The organism is Granulicatella sp. 572.rep1_STHE (assembly GCF_001073445.1).
GTDB classification, from domain to species: domain Bacteria; phylum Bacillota; class Bacilli; order Lactobacillales; family Aerococcaceae; genus Granulicatella; species Granulicatella adiacens.
This window is the reverse complement of the sequence record NZ_JVBO01000022.1, coordinates 1-19,371: the sequence shown is the minus strand read 5'-3', so window position 1 is coordinate 19,371 and position 19,371 is coordinate 1. Positions and strand designations below refer to the sequence as shown.

Below are 19,371 nucleotides of genomic sequence, written 5' to 3'. Positions count from 1 at the left end.
ATTTGTATTTTCAATTAGTACGTAATGTACTATTCTTGATTAAAAAAATTTTCTCGGCCGGTTCTTTAAAAAGCAAGGCCATTTTGAAAATCTGTTTATCACTCGGAACGCGTCTACCCGTTTCCCAATGTCCTACAGTTGATTGAGCGGTGCCGAGTAGTGTCGCGAGTTGGTTTTGGCTATATCCTAAGGCTTTTCTTTGCTTTTGGATATATGCTTTAAAGGTCATATATTAACCTCCTTTCCTCTTGCTTGATTACATCATGCTACAATATGTACTACTTTGCAATACCTAAAGTATTATTTTTTAAAAAATAATTTATTTTCTTTATAATACTCTTTGTATTAGGTTATAATACAACTGAAATACAAACAAACTAAAGGAGGCGAAAGTATGAATACGGGTTATATTTTGTCTGAATTACGATTAAAAAAGAATTTATCTCAAGCGGAATTAGCTAAAATTCTCGGCACTACTCAATCGTCTGTAGGTCATTGGGAAAGTGGAAGACGTAACCTTTCTCCCGAAATGCTGTTAAAGATTGCTGAATACTTTAACGTTTCTACAGACTATTTACTCGGTCGAGGTGTTCCCGATTGGGCTACTGATGAAGACGTTATTAAATTTGATAAAGCTTTGAAACGTAATGATATTGTTATGAGTTACGACGGTGTGGAATTAACCGACGAAGAAAAATTACAACTTGACGGAATGATACGCGGTATGCTTTGGCAAAGAATTAAAGATAGTAAGGAGTGATTAGTTGAATATTAAACAGTTAGTTAGTAACTATTGTACGGCTAACCCGTTTGAGATAGCGGATAAAAAAGGTATTGAATATGAATTTAAGGGGTTGCCGGGGAACGTTAAAGGTTTGTTGTTATCCACGCCAGAGGATACGCCTTTAGTATGGATCAACAATAAATTAAGAGATAGTAACTTAAAACATCTTGTATGCGCTCATGAGTTATACCACGCTATGCAACATTACGGGTTAAACGGCTGTTACTCGGCCCATTATGGTGGTAAAGGTAAGTTAGAGACGGAAGCGGATATATTCGCTACTAAATTAATGGTAGAATTATATAAAGAACACTATTCAGAGTATGCGGAAACTTTCGATAAGTTAAAGACGGTTTACGGCATTAAAGAGGAAATGAGGGAATATTTAATATGAAAAAGTATGTTTTGTTACTTGCAACTACTCTAGTTTTAGTTGGTTGCTCTCAAAAGGCGTCTGATACTAAGGTTTCTAGCGAAACTACCGTACCCGTAACAACCGTTTTAGAAACTACAGTATCTACTACAGAAATAAAAACAAACGCTAAATTGAAAGACGAAAACCTCGAGGAAATTAAAGAGGAACTATTTAAAAACACAAACATCATATATCAATTTGCTATAGACGTTAAAGAAAACAAATTAGATACTAGCATAAAGAACTTTAGCAACTTTAGCGCCCGTATAAATGACGATATGAAAAATTTAAAAACGGACGTTATCAATAAAAAGGTATTCCCGGATAAGGATATTCAACCTATTTTGAAACTATATAACGCTCTATCAGAATTTTACAAAGTCGGTATTACCGGGAATAAAGAAAAAATAAACAGAGCTTTAAAGATTGTTGATGATCATGTTAAAAAAGCTAGTAAGCTTTTCGATAACCAACTACCCGAAAAATATCAAGAATATCATAATAAATAGCCTTAAAATAGGCTATTTATTTTAACAAAATAAGAACATATGTTCTGAAAGGAGTTAACTTTGGCTAGCATTTATAAAAGAGGTAAAACGTGGACGTATAAGGTCTACTATTACGAGGACGGAAAACAAAAAGCCGTTTCTAAAGGTGGTTTTAAGACTAAAGGCGAGGCTAAAGACGCTTCAATATTACGTGAAAACGAAATGTTGCAAGGTAAGAATTTCAGTAAAGAAAAAATGTTACTAGCGGACTACATGGAAAATTGGGCTAAACTATATAAAGATGGAACTATTGCATATAAGAGTATGCGACGTTTAGAAACTATTACGGATTACGTCCGGGAATATTACAACGTGCCGTTAAAAGATATTACGATTGATAGTTATCAGCAATTTCTTAATACGCTAGCTCTCACTCGCTCTAAACCGACCGTAAAGAAATATCACGATTACGTTAAGGCTTGTATAAAGCACGCTATACAATCGAAAATATTGGTTTATGATCCTACCGTTGCGGTTGTTATCAAAGGTAACGACGAGCGTACAAAGGATGAGGATATAAAGCATTTAAGTTATACAGAATTTAATGCCTTACACGAAGCTATTATGGACGGGATACAACCGGAATATACAGCCCGTTACGTTATTTTGCTCGGTATGTATACAGGGGCACGGTTTGGTGAGTGTTTAGGTTTAACATGGGACTGTATCGACTTTGAGAATTGTACTATACGTATCGAGAAAGGTTTCGACTACCACTATACTAATGATTTCACGGACGGTAAAACTAAGAATAGCAAGCGAACAATAGAGGTTAACAGTGAGTTGTTAGACGTATTACAGCAACTACCACGGAATAATGAACGCGTCTTTACTAGAATGTCTAATAACGCCGTCAACAAAACACTAGAACACGCTTTAAAACGTGCCGGAATAGAAAAAATCGTAACATTTCATGCGTTGCGTCATACACACGCTAGTATACTATTGTCGCAAGGTGTCCAACTACTAACCGTAAGCCGTCGTCTAGGCCATGCGGACGCTAATATAACCCTAAAAACATACGCTCATATTTTGGACGATATGAGGGTAACAGAAGCTCAAAAAATCAAAGAAATTTTAACCCGCGGAACATTCGCGGAACAAAAAAATAGAAACGCCGTTATTACAGCGTTTCTTCCTAAGTTAGACGTTTCAGGAGGGATTCGAACCCCCGACCGTTCGCTTAGAAGGCGAATGCTCTATCCTGCTGAGCTACTGAAACAGTACTAAATTATTATACCTAAAGACGAATATTCTGTCAATCGATTTTACAGCTTCATTACGACTCTTCGGTTTCTTTTTCTCTATCATCTAATTTATGCTTTTTTGAAAATAACATGATGGTATAGATGACCAACATTACTATCGCCATGATTAGTACTCTCGCAGCTAAGGCAAAATCATATAAAGCTGCAATGGCACTTAAAGCAAAGAAAATAATTGTCATAGTTTTAACAGTATCAAGAATGGGACGTTTTCTTCCCATTGGATTTGGTCTATTATCCATTTATTACTCCTTCGTTTCTTTCGTTTTATACATTAATAAAGCTGAAGCAATTGAAACGTTCAATGATTCCGCTTTTCCAAACATCGGAATTGTCACTACGACATCCGCTAAATCAATCACGTCCTCAGAGACTCCCTGGCCTTCATTACCAACGACAATAACTACATCTGTTGCTCCTTGTAAGACTGAATAATCCTTTGAATCTCGATGCAATGCTGTAACAGCCACTTGAACACCCTTCTCTTTGAGTATTGGCAAGTATTCTTGTAAGTTCGCTTGGAAAACGGGAATGTGAAAATGACTTCCTTGCATGGAGCGAAGAACTTTGTCGTTATATAAATCAACCGTCCCCGTCCCTAAAACAACCGCATCAAAACCAGCAGCATCAGCCGTTCTTACAATCGTTCCTAAATTACCAGGATCTTGAACAGCGTCTAACACAATGAAACGACCTTTATGAGGTAATATCTCCTGCTTAACAATTTCAACAACTGCTAAAATCCCTCGAGTCGTCTCCGTCATTGATAACTTATGGAAGACGTCTTGTGATACAACTAGCACCTGTACATCTGTTTGGGCTAACAGATTTTTATAGTCTTCAAGACGATTACTGGTAACCACTATCAACTTAATCTGAGCTCTTTCTTTAATCGCTTCTTCAACAAGGTGTTCCCCTTCAAGAAGATACATCCCTGCTTTCTTACGACCTTTTGCAGTCTGAAGTTTAACAAGCTCCTTAATTTTTTCGTTCTTAGGTGAACTTATACTTTCCATACAACTACCCTTTTAATCCTTCTATTGTATTAATGAATTTCTTTACTTCTGTTTTTTGATTTTGATGAAATCTGCATTTCATCGGTACAACGAAAGTCTCCTCTTTATCTAAATATTGCAATATTAGTTTCGGATTTCCTAAGAGCCTCTTTTCAAAAGAAACTTTTTGAATACGATTTGAAGGAATAACGATGGGTCTATTTGCTCTCCAAACACCTTCTTTAGAAGTTTCAAACAGAACGAAACCATCTTTAGCCCAAAAGAGTACAAAGTTCTGTTCTCCTTTATCTAAAGCTATTAAGCTATCGGTATCTGTCATTTCAAATCCGAAGAAACTAATTTGACTTTTTAAATCCTCGATGATTTCCATTCTTATTCCCCTTCTTTCGTTTCTGAATTGGTTTCTTAGAACTTCCTTCTTTCTTCTTCAATTGCTCAACTGGTTTTAATTGTCCTGCATATAATTCGAATGGAACTAGTTTATGTTTTCCAGCAACTTTCTTCAAGTCTCTTAGTTCACGGTCGTTCACTAGACTCAGAACTAAACCATCTTTCCCCATTCGTCCTGTGCGACCAGATCGATGTGTATATTGATCTGTTGAGTCTGCAATATCATAATGAATAACAAGTGGTAAATCTTCAATATCCAGTCCCCGCTGTGCTACATCAGTACTAAGTAAGAACGGAATCTGGCCTTTTTTAAATAAATCAATAGCTTTCTTACGTTCCGTTTGATGAGCATCACTTGATAAAAGTGCAACTGGGACTTGATGAAACGATAACTTTTCTCCGAGTAATGCAGCGTTTGCAATCGAATTAACGAAAACTAATGCTTGGTTTGCATTTTCTGAGAAAGCGAGCTTTCTTAATACCTCATCCCGTTTTCTAGTTGGACATTCAATATATCCATGAATTACATTCGCATGCGCAGCGTTTCCCTCTGAAACTTCAACAAAAGTCGGTTGCATATTAATCCATTTATTCACTTCTTCTAAATTTTTATTCTTTGTCGCTGAAAAACAAAGTACTTGTCTTTCAGAAGGAAGTTTTTTTACAAGTTCTCTCGTATTATTCAATTGCTCCGGGTCTAGTAAATAATCTGCCTCGTCTAATACGAGTAGTTCTACTTGATGAAGCTTTAATTTACGAAGTTTAGAAAGTTCTAATAGTCGACCAGGTGTTCCGACAACAATTTCTGGTTTTTCTTTTAACTTCTCTACTTGTCGTTTAACGTTTGCTCCTCCTGCTAAAACTTGCACACGGATTTCTGGAGATTTCCATTCTCTAATTACTGTTCCAATTTGTTGGGCTAATTCTTGTGAAGGCGCTACAATAAGAGCTTGCAATGTCCTATCTGCTTTTACTCTTTCCAAAATAGGAACGACATACGCTAATGATTTCCCAGTCCCTGTTGGTGAGATGGCTACGATATCTGTCCCCTCTTTAATCAGTTCTTGTGTCTTTTCTTGTATCGGTGTTAATGTGTGGAAGCCGTGTTGCTCCCAAATAGTTTTTGTATTCATAAGTGTCCTTTCCGATAACCAATGTTCTTTAGAGTCCTATTCATTTTAACGAAGAAACTCTTATACTTCAAATAGTTTCAACGTTTCTATAAAAAAGAGAACTGCTGTTACACAGTTCTCTGTACTATTTTCTATTAAAGTGCCATTTTCTTTTCTAAATATCGTTGCCCTTGTTCGAAAAGCAAACAGATAATCCAGTAAATAATTGCTACTAAAATATAAACCGTCATATAGTTTTGTTCGCGACCACCTACAATTTTCGCATTTTGGAAAATATCAGGTAGTGAAATCATCGCAACAAGTGATGATCCTTTAATCATATCCAGTAACACATTACTTAATGGTGGGATTGCAATTCGAAACGCTTGAGGTACGATTACTTTTTGTAAAGTTTGACGATAACTCATCCCAAGAGACATCGCTGCTTCCCATTGGCCATTATCCACTGCATCCATTGCCGAACGCAATACTTCAGAAATATACGCGCTACTTGCAATACTAAAGCAAAGGAGAGCACAGACTAAAGCGGGTAACGTTATTTTTAAGAATGGTAAACCAAAATATAGTAAAAATAAAAACACTAGCGTTGGTGTTCCACGCATAAAGGACACATGAAACGTTGCAACCCAACGTAGAAAACGAAATCTGGAGCGTCTCATTAATACGAGAATAAATCCTAAAATCGTTCCGAATACGAAGCTTGTTAATGCGACTCCTAATGTATATCCTAATCCACTAAGAATAAACCAAAAATTGTTAATCGCAATACTGATATCGAAGATTTTATTTAACATATTAGTCTACATCTGAAATATCGATTTTTTCTGTTTTGAATTCTTTAGGTTCTGTTACGTCTTGACCAGCGAAGAATTTTTCAGAGATTTTTTTCAATGTTCCATCTTTCTTCATTGCATCCATCGCTTCATTGAACTTATCACGTAATACAGTGTTATTTAATGAAATTGAGAAGCTTGAACTATAAGGGTTTGCGTAAACACCTTCGTTAATCTTAATGTCATATTTATCTTTAGCAAAAGCGACCGCGATTGATTGTAAGTAGTAATCGTTGATAATTACATCTGTACGTCCGTTTACTAAATCAGACATATATACATCATTTGTTACGTTGTCATAAACAACTAATTCAGCACCAAGTTTTTTAGCAATCTTCATGTAGTTTGTACTTGCTGCACCAGCTGCTTTTTTACCTTTTACATCAGCCCAAGAATGGATTCCTGAATTATCGCTTCCACGAACAACCATTGATGTAAATGAGTATTTATGAGGTGTAGTGTGTAAATAGTCATCGAAGTTTTTCGCACCTTCTTCAATTGAATAGTTGGCGATGTCCGTCATACCACTATCTAATGCTGTTAACATTCCGTCGACACCCATTTCCGTAAATTCAACTTTAAGGTTTAAACGCTTCGCAACTTCCTTCATGATTTCCACATCGTAACCAGTTAGTTCATTATTATCATTATGGAATGATTGTGGATATAAAGTACCTGCAGTTGATACTTTAATGACACCAGATTCAACAATTTTATCCCAGTTTGCTTGCGCATCTGAAACTGATACAGTTGTTTCTTGTGTTTTTGTTGTGTTTGCTCCGCATGCTGCTAATAATGTAGCCACAGCAACGAAACCAGCTTTCATCCATTTTTTCATTGGTTTAACCACCTTTTATTTATTTTTCAACAATCAAAAAGATAGCACATCCATCCAAAAAAAACAAAGATTAAGTCTTGAAAAGCAAACTAAAAAATGAAACAGATAATTTACCTGTTTCATTTTTTAGTTTTACTCTTAATAATTTATTCATTCTGAAACGTTGTTATTATATTGCTTGCAACTTTTTCAGAGATTCCAATCTTCCGTAACTCCTCAACACTAGCATTTTTTATTGCGGTAGTAGTCTTAAAATGACTTAAAAGTTTCTTTCTAGTTTTTGGTCCTACTCCATCTATTAACTCCAATTTTGAAGAGAAAGTATTCTTGCCTCTAACTTGTCTGTGAAAAGTTATAGCAAATCGGTGAACCTCTTCTTGGACTCTTTGAATCAATTGAAAGGCTTGTCCTTTTCGATCTAATTCAATAGGAGTAAATTTTTCTCCATAAATTAAAGAAGCTGTTTTATGTTTATCATTTTTTACCATCCCACAAACCGGAATAGATAAGCCTAGTTCATCTTCAAGAACTTCCATAGCAGCCTTCATTTGGATTTTTCCACCATCCATTAAAACTAAGTCAGGAAGGTCTGCTTTTTCTCTTAGCAATCTTGAATAACGTCTTCTTATCACTTCTTGAGTCGTCGCAAACTCATGGCTTCCAAGGACCGTCTTCACCTTAAATTTTCGATAATGTTTCCGATCGGGTTTTCCATCTCGAAAAACAACCATAGCAGAAACAGGATTCGTACCTTGAATATTTGAATGGTCAAAAGACTCAATCACCGACAACTTTTCAAGTCCAAGAGCTTGTGATAACTCATCTAAAGCACCTAATGTTTTTAACTGACTCTGCTCTTCCCTTCTAAACTTCTCTAATAAAGAAATCTCACTATTTTGAGTCGCTAAGTCTAGCATTCTTTTTTTAGATCCTCTTTTTGGTGATACAGCTTTTACACCCAGTGTCTCGGATAGTAAATCAATATCTAAAGCATCCGGAACTAATATTTCTTTAGGTAAAATATGGTTTTGATCTTCATAAAACTGGATAATAAAGGATAGAACTTCATCTTCAATTTGATCATAAATAGGAAACATCGCTGCTTCCCTTTTAATAATCGTTGATTGTCTTAATAAAAATACTTGAATTGAAATCCATCCTCGATCAACAAAGTACGCAAATACATCTCGATTCGTGAAATCAGAACTCATTATGTTTTGCTTCTCAACCGTTGCTTCAATGTAATGAATTTGATCACGATAATCCATAGCTTTTTCGAATTCCAATCGCTCAGAGGCCTCTAACATTCTCTGATTCAAATCATTTTTAATGGTTTTAACATCTCCATTTAAAAAGCGTTGAATTTTTTTTATTTGTGTTTTGTACTCTTCCTCAGAAATTTCATGGTCGCAACAACCGATGCACTGTCCTAAATGATAATAAAAACAAGCTCTGGTTTCATTCTTCCCACATTTTCTTAATGGATAAATTTTTTGAATGAGTTGTTGGGTAGATGTAGCAGCAGTTACATTAGGATAAGGTCCAAAATAGATTCCTCCATCTTTTTCAACTTTGTGAGAAATCACTAATTGCGGATCCCTCTCTGAAGTGATTTTTAAATAAGGATACATCGTCCCTTGTTTCAACTTAATATTGTAGTACGGTTGATATTTTTTTATCAGGTTAATTTCGAGTAAAAGAGATTCTTTATTTGTCTTTGTCACAATATACTCAAAATGGTGGATTTCACTAACTAGTTTTTCAGTTTTAGTATCATGCGCACCTCTGAAATAAGAACGAACACGATTTTTTAAATTTTTGGCCTTCCCAATATAGATAATCTCATCGTTACTATTTCTCATAATATAGCAACCCGGTAAATCAGGAAGATTCTTAAGTTTGCTTTCAATCAATTCACTAGCCATTTAATCTTCCTTTCATTCAAGACTAATAAAAAGTACATTCTATTTACAAAGCAGTTTTATATACCTCATAAGCAACTTCTGGAGTCACATCTCCATGTTCGGATAAAGCAACCTTCTTATGACGTTTTAGTCCTTCTACTAATGCTGGGATTACTTCTTCGCCTAAACCTACATCACTAAATCGAGTAGGAGCACCTAGAGATGAGAAAAATTTTTCTGTATTTATAATAGCTTGTTCCACAACCTCATTCTCTTCTCCATCTAGTCCCCAGACGCGTTTTCCATATTGAACTAACTTATCCCATTTTTGGTTTTTTCTAACTTTCATCATCGCTGGCAATACAATTGATAATGTTCTCCCATGGTCTATTCCATGATTTAAAGTGATTTCATGACCTAATGCGTGAGAAGACCAATCCGTCGGAACGCCTAAATTAATTGTCCCATTTAACGCATTAGTGGCACACCACATAAAAGTAGCTCTATCGTTATAATCAATATGATGAATATCAATAATACGAGGAGCAATCTCAATCAACGTTTGAAGGATGCTTTCTGCATAACGATCCTGAAGAATCCCTCCTACTGGATAGGTTAAGTAATTCTCCATTACATGGATGAATGAGTCTAAGAGTCCGTTTACTAATTGACGTTCAGGTAATGTATAGGTTAGTTCGGGCTCTAATACTGAAAATACTGGAAACGTCTTTGGCCCTCTAAAACTTACTTTTGCATTTTTTTCAATAAAACTAATCACTGCTCCAGAATTCATTTCAGAACCAGTTGCTGGTAAGGTTAAAATCGTTCCAAATGGTACAACCTCTTGAACGGGTAGTCCTTTTCCAATTCCCCAACCAAATAAATCTATAGGGTCTCCTTCAAACAGGCTGGCTGCAGAGACGAATTTAGTTCCATCAATTACAGAACCACCTCCGATTGCAAGTAAGTAGGTAAAACCTCCTTCTCTGACTTTATGGACAGCCTTCATTAATGTTTCGAATGTAGGATTTGCCTCTATTCCCGAAAACTCATCCCAATCGCGTCCTCCAAGAGCTAAAACTGCTCTCTCAAAGGCTCCATTTTTTTTGACTGATCCTCCACCATATAAGATGAGGACTTTTGCATCTTTAGGTATTTCATTATCAATTTCCTCTATACGTTTTTTTCCAAATAAAATTTTTGTTGGATTTTGAAAAGTAAAATTTTGAATACTCTTTTCCATTTCTCTTCACCTCACGCTTTATCAAATGATGTTTGCTAAAAATAATTAACTCTTAGACTTCTAACAAAATAAACTGGACAATGCCCAGCTTACTTTTCTATTATCAATCAATCTTTGCTAAGATATATTTATTTAATCTTTCCGCTGAAATCTCTTTTTCCAATTTTGAAACTTCAATAGGACTTAGAGGGATTTCGCAAGTCTTATTTCCATTATCATCATAAGAAACAACTACTTGTCCCACCTCTTCTCGATACTCGCGAACTACTTTTGAAAACAATAATGCTAGTTCCTTTTCAACTTCTAGTGCACAATGCTCTCTTAAAAGCTGAAATTGTTCCGCTATAACAGAAGGAATATAGTAACAATCTACTAGTGTCATTTCTTCTTCTTTAGATTTTTTATTAGATCTTTTACTTTTTTTCATAAACACCCTCGATTCTTTCTTCTTTTTTAGTATACAAAAATTCAAACAATAAGGCAAAAACATTAATTTTTCTAAATTTTGTTGATGCTGTTTTCCAAATGCTTTAATTCATGGTAAAATGGGTTGGAAATATACTATTAAGGAGTCAATATGCTTACAATAAATATGCTAACTCGTGCAGACAGTGTCAAAGGACAAGGAGTGATGTCTGCAACAGAGGAACAAATTAATTTAGTGACTGAAGGTCTTAAAGGATACAAAGTAGTTGTAAACCAATTAAAGATTGCTGATATTAATCATATTCATACCATTAATCCAGACTTTCTGTTTAAGTCATTCTTAAACAATAAGAAACAACCAACGATAGCATCAGTACATTTCTTACCTGAAACACTCGAAAAGAGTATTTCTCTTCCAAAACCAATAAAAGAATTGTTCTATAAATATGTCTTATCTTTTTACAAACAAGCGGATTATTTAGTAACTGTTAATCCCCGTTTTATTGATGACTTAGAACAATATGGAGTCGATCGTTCAAAAGTTACTTATATTCCAAACTTTGTATCTCGTGAAACCTTTTATAAAATCACTGATCAATCTAAAGGGGAATTAAGAAAGAAATTTGGATTAAATCCTGATCAATTCACAGTCGTATCTGCTGGACAATTGCAAATGAGAAAAGGTGTTCTAGAATTTATCGATTTAGCTGAAAAAATACCTGAAATTCAGTTTGTTTGGGCTGGAGACTTTGCTTTTAAAGGAATTTCTGAGGGACGAAAAGAAATTATGGAACATATGGATGATCTTCCTGATAATGTTCATTTTCTAGGATTGGTTGAAAGAAACCAAATGAATGAATTTTTTAATATGGCTGATGTCATGTTACAACTTTCTTTTGAAGAATTATTCCCTATGACTATTTTAGAATCCATGAATGCTAATATTCCTCTTCTATTACGTGACTTACCTGAGTACAAGCCAATATTATTTGACTACTATTTAAAAGGGACAAGTCAACAAACGTTTAAAGAACAATTAACTAAACTTAAAGAAGATCCTGAGTACTATGCTATGGCATGTGAAGGCTCAAAACGTGGCGAACAATTTTACTCAAAAGAGAGTATTCTTCTCCAATGGCAACAATTTTACGATAAAGTTGCAACAGAAAGAAATTTAAAATCATAAAGGAGCAACAATGACAACCAACGAAATTAAACAAGGAAAACCACTCTCACCTACCGCTCAGAAAGTAATGAATATTGCTTCCATTTTAGGAGCAATCGCAACAGTCGTATTTATTGTTTGGGCTTGGCAAAAGGGCTTATTCACTTCTGAAGAGACTTTATCTGCGTATATGTTACAGGCGGGAATTTGGGGACCTCCAATTTTTGTCTTTCTCCAAATCTTACAAACGGTTGTTCCAATTATACCAGGTGCTCTAACAAGTATTGCTGGAGTTTATATTTACGGAAATATTATCGGGAATGTCTACAATTACATCGGTATTATTATCGGTTCAATTATCGCATTCTACCTTGCACGTCAATACGGTCAACAATTCGTAAAATCAATGGTAAGTGAAAATACGTATAATCGTTATATCAATTGGCTGGATAAAGGAAAATGGTTTGACTACTTTTTTGCTTTCATGATGTTCTTCCCAGTTTCTCCGGATGACTTTTTATGTATGTTAGCTGGTTTAACAAAGATGACTTACAAAAAGTTTATTATTATTATTCTAGTCTTTAAGCCATTCACATTAGCTGCTTATACTATCGGATTAAGATTCATCATTGATTGGTTCTGGGCATTCTTTAAATAAACAAGAAACCCCTGAGAAGAAATTCTCAGGGGTTTCTTGTTTTAATAATCTTTTTTGAATACTTGAACAGTTGCAATCACAATCCCACTAATAAATACACTTAAAGCTAATAAAATGCCAGCAAGTAATAATGGGTTTTTACTTAAGCTTCGTAACCATCCAACAAAAGTGCTTGTATCCTCATCATTAAAGGACAATACACCTTCATTCTTAGCTTCAGACGTAGTTGCAGCTTCTTCAGTTGTTGTTTCTTCTACTACCTTAGTAACTTTATGTACATTACTTTTAATTGCTTTTGTTAAAGTTGGAAAAGTATTTTCAACGATAATTTCATCGCCAACTAATTTATAAGTTGGTTTTGAATCGCCTTTGGTAATAGCTTTAATATCTTTATCTACTTTAATTTTTTGACCATCAATTTCATGAACACCAGCTTTTAAAACTGTTTCTTCATGATATTCCGTAAATGCCTTTTCTAAAATAGCATTCCCAAATTGAGCTCTGTAGTACACGCTAGTATTATAATCACTCCAACTACCTACCCCCATTAGCACTTCGATTACTCGTCTACCTTTTTCTTTTGCTGTAATAACATGGTTCAAAGCTGCATTAGGAGAAGATCCAGTTTTAAAACCATCAACATGGAAATAACCTTGATTCATTCCGCTTGCTAATTGGTTTAATGTATAGAATGTTTCTTCTACTACCGTTCCTTCCATTGTTGTCACTGCTGGCTCTCTAGTGATTTCAAGAAATTCTGGGAAATTTTTTAAGAAATAATAAGATAAAGTTGCTAAATCTCTAGCAGTCGTTTGATTATATTCATCCGGAACACCTTCCACGGTATATAATCCACGGAACGCCGATACCACTGCTCCACTTGGATTATAGAATTTAGAATTCGTCATACCAAGTTCTTTTGCTTTATCGTTCATCATTTTAATATATTCTTCATTTGAATGACTGATAGCGTGCGAAAGCATCACAGTAGCTACATTTGAAGAAGGATACATCATTAAATATAATAAATCTCTAACTGGATATTCAATGCCTGCTCTAATCTGATTATTACTAATATCATCAATCGTAGAAATAGCTCTGTCTAATTCAGTCGCAGTAATTTTCGTATCTAATGTAATTTTTCCAGCTTTAATTGCTTCATATACTAAATAAGCTGTCATTAGTTTAGTAGTACTAGCAGGATCCCAAGGCTTATCAATATGGTCACCATATAAAATTTGTCCAGTTTCAGCATCGACTAAAATGGCACTTTCTGGTCGATAATACTCACTAACATCATAACCATATCTTTGAGTGATTTCGAAAATCTCATCTTCAATAGAAAGTTCTGTTGATTTTTGCTGAGTCGTTTCTTCTTTCTTCTCCGGAGCGACCGTTGTTGGTGCTTCTTCTGTTTCTTCCACAACAGTTGTTTGCGAAACAGATTCTTCTGTCGTTTCCTCCGCTGAAATGGGTGCTAAACTAGTTAATACAAAAGAACAACTCAGTACTCCAAGTAGAAACTTTAAATTTCGTTTATTCATCACTATCCTCCTTACAATCTATTTTATTTTACTAAGATTTTCTTAAGTTTTCAAATAGAAAGAAGCAAAAACGTAACCATTTTGTAATCGTTACGAAATTTGCTTCCAACTTTTCTCTATTGTATTCACTAATTTATTGAATTTTCCCATCCTTTTTTCCATCATTGAAAAAAGTAAAACATTCTCATCATCCAATTCGAAAGTTCCAATAATTATCTCAAGCTTCTGGAGTTCCATTGAAATGCACTCTAGAAATTCCGCTAAAGATTGATAGTTACAATGGCTTAAACGTTCATCAAGAGAAATCTCTTTTAGCTGTTTTAACTGTTTGAGATTTTTCATGACAGTTTCTACATTATCTCTCCAGTATATCCTTTTAGCATATGATTCTTTTTCTAAAGTAAGAAGTAGAATCAACCAATAATCGTCCAATAACTCTTCTTGAAAAACGCTAGAATCCTCATTCCATTCATAGCAATCTTCTTGGAACTCTTCCAATAAAAGTCTAGGATCCTCAAAATAATTTTCTAATAATTCTTTTACGGTCTGATTATGGTCTGTGATAATTTCCGAAATTTGGAGATAACAATCTTCATCGGAATCACTGTCTACTTCGACAGTTTCACTATCAAGCGTCTCTTCCAATTCAAATTCATCTTTCCTTCGACTTTTTCGATTAAATAGCCACATAGTTTTTTCCTCCTTTTATGGAGTTCTTTAGATTAGTATAACAAACAATTTTCGAAGAATAAATATCAAATTAAAAAAGCAGAAAGATTTCTCTTTCTGCTTAACAATCTGTTTAAATAGAATCCCCATTAAAAATAGAGTTTTTTACAATCACATAATCTACTTTACGAATGGCTTCGATATCTTTTCCGCCTGCATAAGAAATTGATGATTGCAAATCTTGTTGCATTTCAATTAAAGTATCTTGAAGCAATCCCTTATATGGAACGACAATTTTCTTACCTTCCACATTTTTACGTTCCCCTTTTTGGTACTCAGAAGCACTTCCAAAATATTCTTTATAAAGTTGTCCATCCACTTCTACAGTTTTACCGGGTGACTCTTCATGTCCTGCAAAAAGTGAACCAATCATAACCATTGTGGCACCAAAACGAATAGATTTAGCAATGTCACCATGCGTACGAATTCCACCATCTGCAATGAGAGGCTTACGAGCAGCTTTAGAGCACCAACGTAGAGCCGCTAATTGCCATCCACCAGTACCAAATCCTGTTTTAATTTTTGTAATACATACTTTTCCAGGTCCAATCCCTACTTTTGTTGCATCTGCCCCAGCATTCTCAAGTTCACGAACGGCTTCTGGCGTTCCTACATTTCCAGCAATTACAAAAGTTTCTGGTAAATGTTTTTTTATATGACCAATCATATCAATCACAGAATTTGAATGACCATGCGCGATATCTATTGTGATATAGTCAGGAACTAAATTTTTTTCTTTTAATTCTAGAATGAAATCATACTCTTGCGGTTTTACACCCACACTAATAGATGAAATTAAACCATTCTCTTTCATTCGTTTTACAAATGGCAAACGACTTTGCTCATCAAAACGATGCATAATATAAAAATACCCATTCTTTGCTAAAAACTCTGCTACAGATTCATCAATGACAGTTTGCATATTAGCTGGAACTACAGGAAGTTTAAAAGTGAACTTCCCTAATTTTACTGTAGTATCACACTCCGAACGACTATTTACAATACATTTATTTGGGACTAATTGAATATCCTCATAATCGAATGCATTTAACTCAAACATAAATTTCCTCCTATATCGTTAATGCGTACGTAGGTAGTATACATGATTTTCTACTATAATGCATGTAATTATTTCTTTCCTAATAAAAATATTTTTACAAAAAAATAAGCCTGGGATAAACCCAGACCTATTTCAACGAATTAATCTTTTCCACTTCCGAATAAACGAAGGATATCTAAGAAGATATTGATAAAGTCAAGATATAATTCTAAAGCACCTAGAATGGCAATTCCTTCAAGTGCTGATTGTCCTTCGAAGTAATCATACATTCTTTTTAGTTTTTGTGTATCATAAATTGTTAATATGATAAAGATGATTAAAGAAATACCTGACATAATCCACTCTACCATAGAACTACGGAAGAAGAATAAGTTAAGAAGACTTGCAAGAATTAGACCTAATAAAGCGCCCAATGCTTGTTGTCCCCATCCCGTTAAATCTTTCTTAGTTGTAAAACCTACAACTGATAGACCAACGAACAAAGCACAAGTTGAAGCAAACGCTTGAACAATACTACCTAAGTCATAAACGAAAGTTAATGTAAAGAATGTTAACCCTGTTAGTGCTGCATACAAGCAATACATGACCATATAGCGAATAGGATTTCCTAGGTTCTCGTAATTAGGTCGCATTAAAAATACAAGAACTAATTGCAATAAGAAAATTCCCCACATACCATATCCATGTGTTGTTACCATGAAATTATAAAATAGACTGAATAATGCCGGAGTCGTGCTAAATAAATAAGCAACAACAGCAGAAATTGCAATTCCTCCAAACATCCATCCGTAGACTTTCATGAAAAACTGATTTCTTCCTTCAATACTAGATTGAACACTATAATGATTATTCTCCATTATATCGCCTCATTTCAATTTAATATAAACGTATTATAGCATATCTTTTACTAATCCGTAAATAAATTGTTCTGGTTCAAATGGTTGCAAGTCATCCATCTGTTCACCTAAACCAATGAATTTAACAGGAATATTTAATTCATGACGAATAGAAAGGATCACTCCACCTTTTGCAGTTCCGTCTAATTTCGTTAAGATTAGTCCTGTAATGTTGATTGTCTCTCCGAATTGTTTTGCTTGCACAAGAGCGTTTTGTCCAGTTGTCGCATCTAAAACTAATAAAGTCTCATCTGCTCCCGTTTCAATTTCACGGGAGATGATACGATTCATCTTTTCTAACTCTTTCATTAAATTCACTTTATTTTGAAGACGACCTGCTGTATCGATTAATAAATAATCAAAGTTTTCTTCTTTTGCTTTCTTAATGGCATCAAAGACCACTGAAGAAGGATCGCCACCTTCTTTACCAGCAACGACAGGAACTCCGACACGTTCTCCCCAGACTTCTAACTGTTGAATAGCTCCTGCTCGGAATGTATCTCCTGCAGCTAGCAACACTTTATTGCCTTCTTGTTTTAATCTCCAAGCGATTTTACCGATAGTTGTTGTTTTACCAACCCCATTCACGCCGACAAACATTAACACAGTTGGACGACCTTCTGCTTTCTTCAATGCAGATAAGTTATCTTCCCCTTTTTCGTAAATGTCGACCATCTTCTCAATGATGACTTCTTTGACTTGGCCTGAAGTTGTTGCGTTTTGAAGACGTACTTCATCACGTAAGGCATCTGTAATCGCTAGAGTCATCTCGAACCCAACGTCTGAAGAAATAAAAGTTTCTTCTAAATCCTCAAAGAAGTCTTCGTCAATTTCTCTGAAGTCAGCAAGGAATTCGTTTAAACGATCAGAGAAACTACGACGTGTTTTCTCCATCCCCTTGTCATATTTTTCTATAACAATTGATTCTTTCTTTTCCTCATGTTTAATGACTTCATCTTCACCGGTAAAGGCACGTTTAATTCGATCAAATAATCCCATATTTTCCCCTCACTTTACGCTTGTTTATTCATTTCTATAATATGATAAATAGCCTTAGCAACACCTGAATCCTCATTCGTTGCTGTTACATATTTTGCTACATCTTTGACTTCTTTTGAGCCATTGCCCATGGCTACTGGATAACCGACAACTGTTAACATTGGTAAGTCATTTTCCTCATCACCACATGCTGCCATTTCATCCAGCGAAATTCCTAGAATTTCTCCTAACATCTTTAAGCCATTTCCTTTTGAAACATGTTTTGGAACAACTTCTAATAAAAATGTTCTTGATTTCATACAGTTAAAGCGTTCGAAGAATTCTTTTGGTAATTTTGCAATGCCTTCATCCAAGATGTCTTGAGCGATACAAAGAACGGCTTTATTAAAGATATGATCCTCTTCGAAATCTTCTGGATTCTTTTGTTCAAAGGTAATTGGATGCGGTAATGTATTATAAATTGACGGACGTCCTTTGGGAGGCGTTGGCTCGTAAGCTCTTACCGTATCAATCATAACTAATGGAAGCCCTACTTTGGTTACTTCTTCATGACAATACTTCATATCTTCAACAGTATGTCCCGTTTCATAGATAATTTCTCCATGTTTTGTTTTTTGAATCAAACCACCATTGAAGTTAATCGCGTAGTCATCGTCCCCCATCAGGTCTAATTCTTCAAGTAAGTGAACAATACTTACAATTGGGCGACCTGTACAGAGAACCACTTTAATTCCATTTTCTTTAGCCAATTTAATGGCTTTTTTATTTTCTTCTGTTATTTTCTTTTCACCAGTTAATAATGTTCCATCTAAATCTAGTGCAATGACTTTTATCATACATTTTCTCCTTTTTTACTCTAGGGGGGTGCAAACAATGTTTAGGGGTGCATTTCCTAGAGATCGTCATTCCTTTGATTTCATTCTTGAATTATACCAAATTTTTAGGTTTGTGACTATTCCTATAGAAAAAGCCATATCACAGGTGATATGTACCCCCTTTACTGGACAAACCAGTAAAGGGGGTATTTATTATGCGTTACTCATTTGAATTCAAAATGAAATGTGTAGAATTATATCGACAAGGAATATGGGCCGAAACGCCTGAAAAAGTTATGAAAAGGAGTTTCCAAAGAAAAATACTGGATTGGGATAAAATTGAAAAAATTCACGGACCTAAAGGATTAGAGCGCGTTAAAAGGCAAAGAAAATGGACAGCAGAAGAAAAATTGACATTTATTCTACAGGTTTTAAACGGGAAGACTCTTTCAGAGGTTTCTTTTCCAGCAGGAATTAGTCGCGGATTATTAAGTTCTTGGGTTCACAAGTACCTAACTTATGGATATAATGGTCTAAAGAATGAGAAACGTAGACAAGCATTATCTAAGGAGCTTATTATGAATAAAAAAGCTGTGACTGGTAACCTTTCAGAATCCGAACGAGAAGAATTAGTTCGATTACGTGAGCGAAATGCATATTTAGAAGCTGAAATTGCTGTTATAAAAAAACTGAGAGCCTTGAGAAAAGAA

At 34.9% G+C, this 19,371-nt stretch carries 22 protein-coding genes, 1 tRNA gene and 1 pseudogene; 7 read left to right on the top strand and 17 right to left on the bottom strand.

Annotation, left to right across the window (positions count from 1 at the left end):
• Positions 1-10: 10 nt before the first annotated feature.
• A complete protein-coding gene (locus ADH99_RS05675) occupies positions 11-229 on the bottom strand; it encodes a helix-turn-helix transcriptional regulator (protein WP_049555605.1) in 219 nt (72 codons plus the stop codon).
• Positions 230-394: 165 nt separating this feature from the next.
• Here ADH99_RS05675 and ADH99_RS05670 point away from each other — a divergent pair, with 165 nt between their 5' ends.
• The 4 genes and pseudogenes from ADH99_RS05670 to ADH99_RS10720 all read left to right on the top strand — a co-directional run.
• Positions 395-760 (top strand): helix-turn-helix domain-containing protein, encoded by a 366-nt coding sequence (locus ADH99_RS05670; RefSeq protein ID WP_049555606.1) that lies wholly within the window; start codon positions 395-397, stop codon positions 758-760.
• Positions 761-764: 4 nt separating this feature from the next.
• A complete protein-coding gene (locus ADH99_RS05665; RefSeq protein WP_049555607.1) occupies positions 765-1,178 on the top strand; it encodes an ImmA/IrrE family metallo-endopeptidase in 414 nt (137 codons plus the stop codon).
• On the top strand, positions 1,175-1,708 hold the full coding sequence (locus ADH99_RS05660) for a hypothetical protein (RefSeq protein ID WP_049555608.1): 534 nt from the start codon (positions 1,175-1,177) through the stop codon (positions 1,706-1,708). The genes ADH99_RS05665 and ADH99_RS05660 overlap by 4 nt, the downstream gene beginning before the upstream one ends.
• A 60-nt stretch (positions 1,709-1,768) precedes the next feature.
• A pseudogene (locus ADH99_RS10720) lies at positions 1,769-2,770 on the top strand (tyrosine-type recombinase/integrase); the annotation flags it as partial.
• Positions 2,771-2,895: 125 nt separating this feature from the next.
• Here the strand turns inward: ADH99_RS10720 and ADH99_RS05655 are convergent.
• The 10 genes from ADH99_RS05655 to ADH99_RS05610 form a co-directional block, all read right to left on the bottom strand.
• Positions 2,896-2,969, bottom strand: a tRNA-Arg gene (locus tag ADH99_RS05655).
• 57 nt (positions 2,970-3,026) lie between these two features.
• The gene (locus ADH99_RS05650) at positions 3,027-3,254 is read right to left on the bottom strand and encodes a hypothetical protein (RefSeq protein WP_049555609.1); all 228 of its coding nucleotides are present in this window, start codon (positions 3,252-3,254) and stop codon (positions 3,027-3,029) included.
• Positions 3,255-3,257: 3 nt separating this feature from the next.
• On the bottom strand, positions 3,258-4,028 hold the full coding sequence (locus ADH99_RS05645) for a TrmH family RNA methyltransferase (RefSeq protein ID WP_049555610.1): 771 nt from the start codon (positions 4,026-4,028) through the stop codon (positions 3,258-3,260).
• 4 nt (positions 4,029-4,032) lie between these two features.
• A complete protein-coding gene (locus ADH99_RS05640; protein ID WP_005605332.1) occupies positions 4,033-4,398 on the bottom strand; it encodes a hypothetical protein in 366 nt (121 codons plus the stop codon).
• A complete protein-coding gene (locus ADH99_RS05635; protein WP_049555611.1) occupies positions 4,364-5,551 on the bottom strand; it encodes a DEAD/DEAH box helicase in 1,188 nt (395 codons plus the stop codon). Before ADH99_RS05635 ends, ADH99_RS05640 begins: the two co-directional genes overlap by 35 nt.
• Before the next feature lie 134 nt (positions 5,552-5,685).
• A complete protein-coding gene (locus tag ADH99_RS05630; protein WP_065427327.1) occupies positions 5,686-6,333 on the bottom strand; it encodes an amino acid ABC transporter permease in 648 nt (215 codons plus the stop codon).
• Positions 6,334-6,346: 13 nt separating this feature from the next.
• Positions 6,347-7,222, bottom strand: coding sequence for a transporter substrate-binding domain-containing protein (locus tag ADH99_RS05625; RefSeq protein WP_039848758.1), 876 nt, complete (start codon positions 7,220-7,222; stop codon positions 6,347-6,349).
• A gap of 146 nt (positions 7,223-7,368) precedes the next feature.
• On the bottom strand, positions 7,369-9,147 hold the full coding sequence (gene uvrC / locus ADH99_RS05620; RefSeq protein ID WP_049555613.1) for an excinuclease ABC subunit UvrC: 1,779 nt from the start codon (positions 9,145-9,147) through the stop codon (positions 7,369-7,371).
• Between the two features lie 43 nt (positions 9,148-9,190).
• Positions 9,191-10,369 carry an iron-containing alcohol dehydrogenase gene (locus ADH99_RS05615; RefSeq protein WP_049555614.1) on the bottom strand — a complete coding sequence of 393 codons (1,179 nt, stop codon included), beginning with the start codon at positions 10,367-10,369 and terminating at the stop codon, positions 9,191-9,193.
• Positions 10,370-10,472: 103 nt separating this feature from the next.
• Positions 10,473-10,796: a hypothetical protein gene (locus ADH99_RS05610; protein ID WP_244266391.1), complete on the bottom strand. Its 324-nt coding sequence runs from the start codon at positions 10,794-10,796 to the stop codon at positions 10,473-10,475.
• A gap of 150 nt (positions 10,797-10,946) precedes the next feature.
• Here ADH99_RS05610 and ADH99_RS05605 point away from each other — a divergent pair, with 150 nt between their 5' ends.
• Both ADH99_RS05605 and ADH99_RS05600 read left to right on the top strand, forming a co-directional pair.
• Positions 10,947-11,981: a glycosyltransferase family 4 protein gene (locus ADH99_RS05605; RefSeq protein WP_049555616.1), complete on the top strand. Its 1,035-nt coding sequence runs from the start codon at positions 10,947-10,949 to the stop codon at positions 11,979-11,981.
• A gap of 10 nt (positions 11,982-11,991) precedes the next feature.
• Positions 11,992-12,618, top strand: coding sequence for a TVP38/TMEM64 family protein (locus ADH99_RS05600; protein ID WP_049555617.1), 627 nt, complete (start codon positions 11,992-11,994; stop codon positions 12,616-12,618).
• Between the two features lie 41 nt (positions 12,619-12,659).
• On the opposite strand, the gene ADH99_RS10130 is transcribed toward ADH99_RS05600, so the two are convergent.
• The 6 genes from ADH99_RS10130 to ADH99_RS05570 form a co-directional block, all read right to left on the bottom strand.
• Positions 12,660-14,162, bottom strand: coding sequence for a serine hydrolase (locus ADH99_RS10130; RefSeq protein ID WP_053091364.1), 1,503 nt, complete (start codon positions 14,160-14,162; stop codon positions 12,660-12,662).
• A 90-nt stretch (positions 14,163-14,252) separates the two neighbouring features.
• A complete protein-coding gene (locus ADH99_RS05590) occupies positions 14,253-14,852 on the bottom strand; it encodes a DUF6630 family protein (RefSeq protein ID WP_049555618.1) in 600 nt (199 codons plus the stop codon).
• A 112-nt stretch (positions 14,853-14,964) separates the two neighbouring features.
• Positions 14,965-15,951 carry a GMP reductase gene (gene guaC, locus ADH99_RS05585; RefSeq protein WP_005605317.1) on the bottom strand — a complete coding sequence of 329 codons (987 nt, stop codon included), beginning with the start codon at positions 15,949-15,951 and terminating at the stop codon, positions 14,965-14,967.
• A 140-nt stretch (positions 15,952-16,091) separates the two neighbouring features.
• Positions 16,092-16,808, bottom strand: a complete 717-nt coding sequence (locus ADH99_RS05580; RefSeq protein ID WP_049555619.1) for a Bax inhibitor-1/YccA family protein — start codon at positions 16,806-16,808, stop codon at positions 16,092-16,094.
• 33 nt (positions 16,809-16,841) lie between these two features.
• Entirely contained in the window at positions 16,842-17,846 is a 1,005-nt protein-coding gene (ftsY, locus tag ADH99_RS05575; RefSeq protein ID WP_049555620.1) for a signal recognition particle-docking protein FtsY, read from the bottom strand.
• A 14-nt stretch (positions 17,847-17,860) separates the two neighbouring features.
• Complete coding sequence (locus ADH99_RS05570) at positions 17,861-18,682, bottom strand: Cof-type HAD-IIB family hydrolase (RefSeq protein WP_049555621.1); 822 nt, start codon at positions 18,680-18,682, stop codon at positions 17,861-17,863.
• Between the two features lie 194 nt (positions 18,683-18,876).
• Here ADH99_RS05570 and ADH99_RS05565 point away from each other — a divergent pair.
• On the top strand, positions 18,877-19,371 hold a 495-nt coding region (locus ADH99_RS05565), incomplete at its 3' end, for a transposase (protein WP_049555925.1).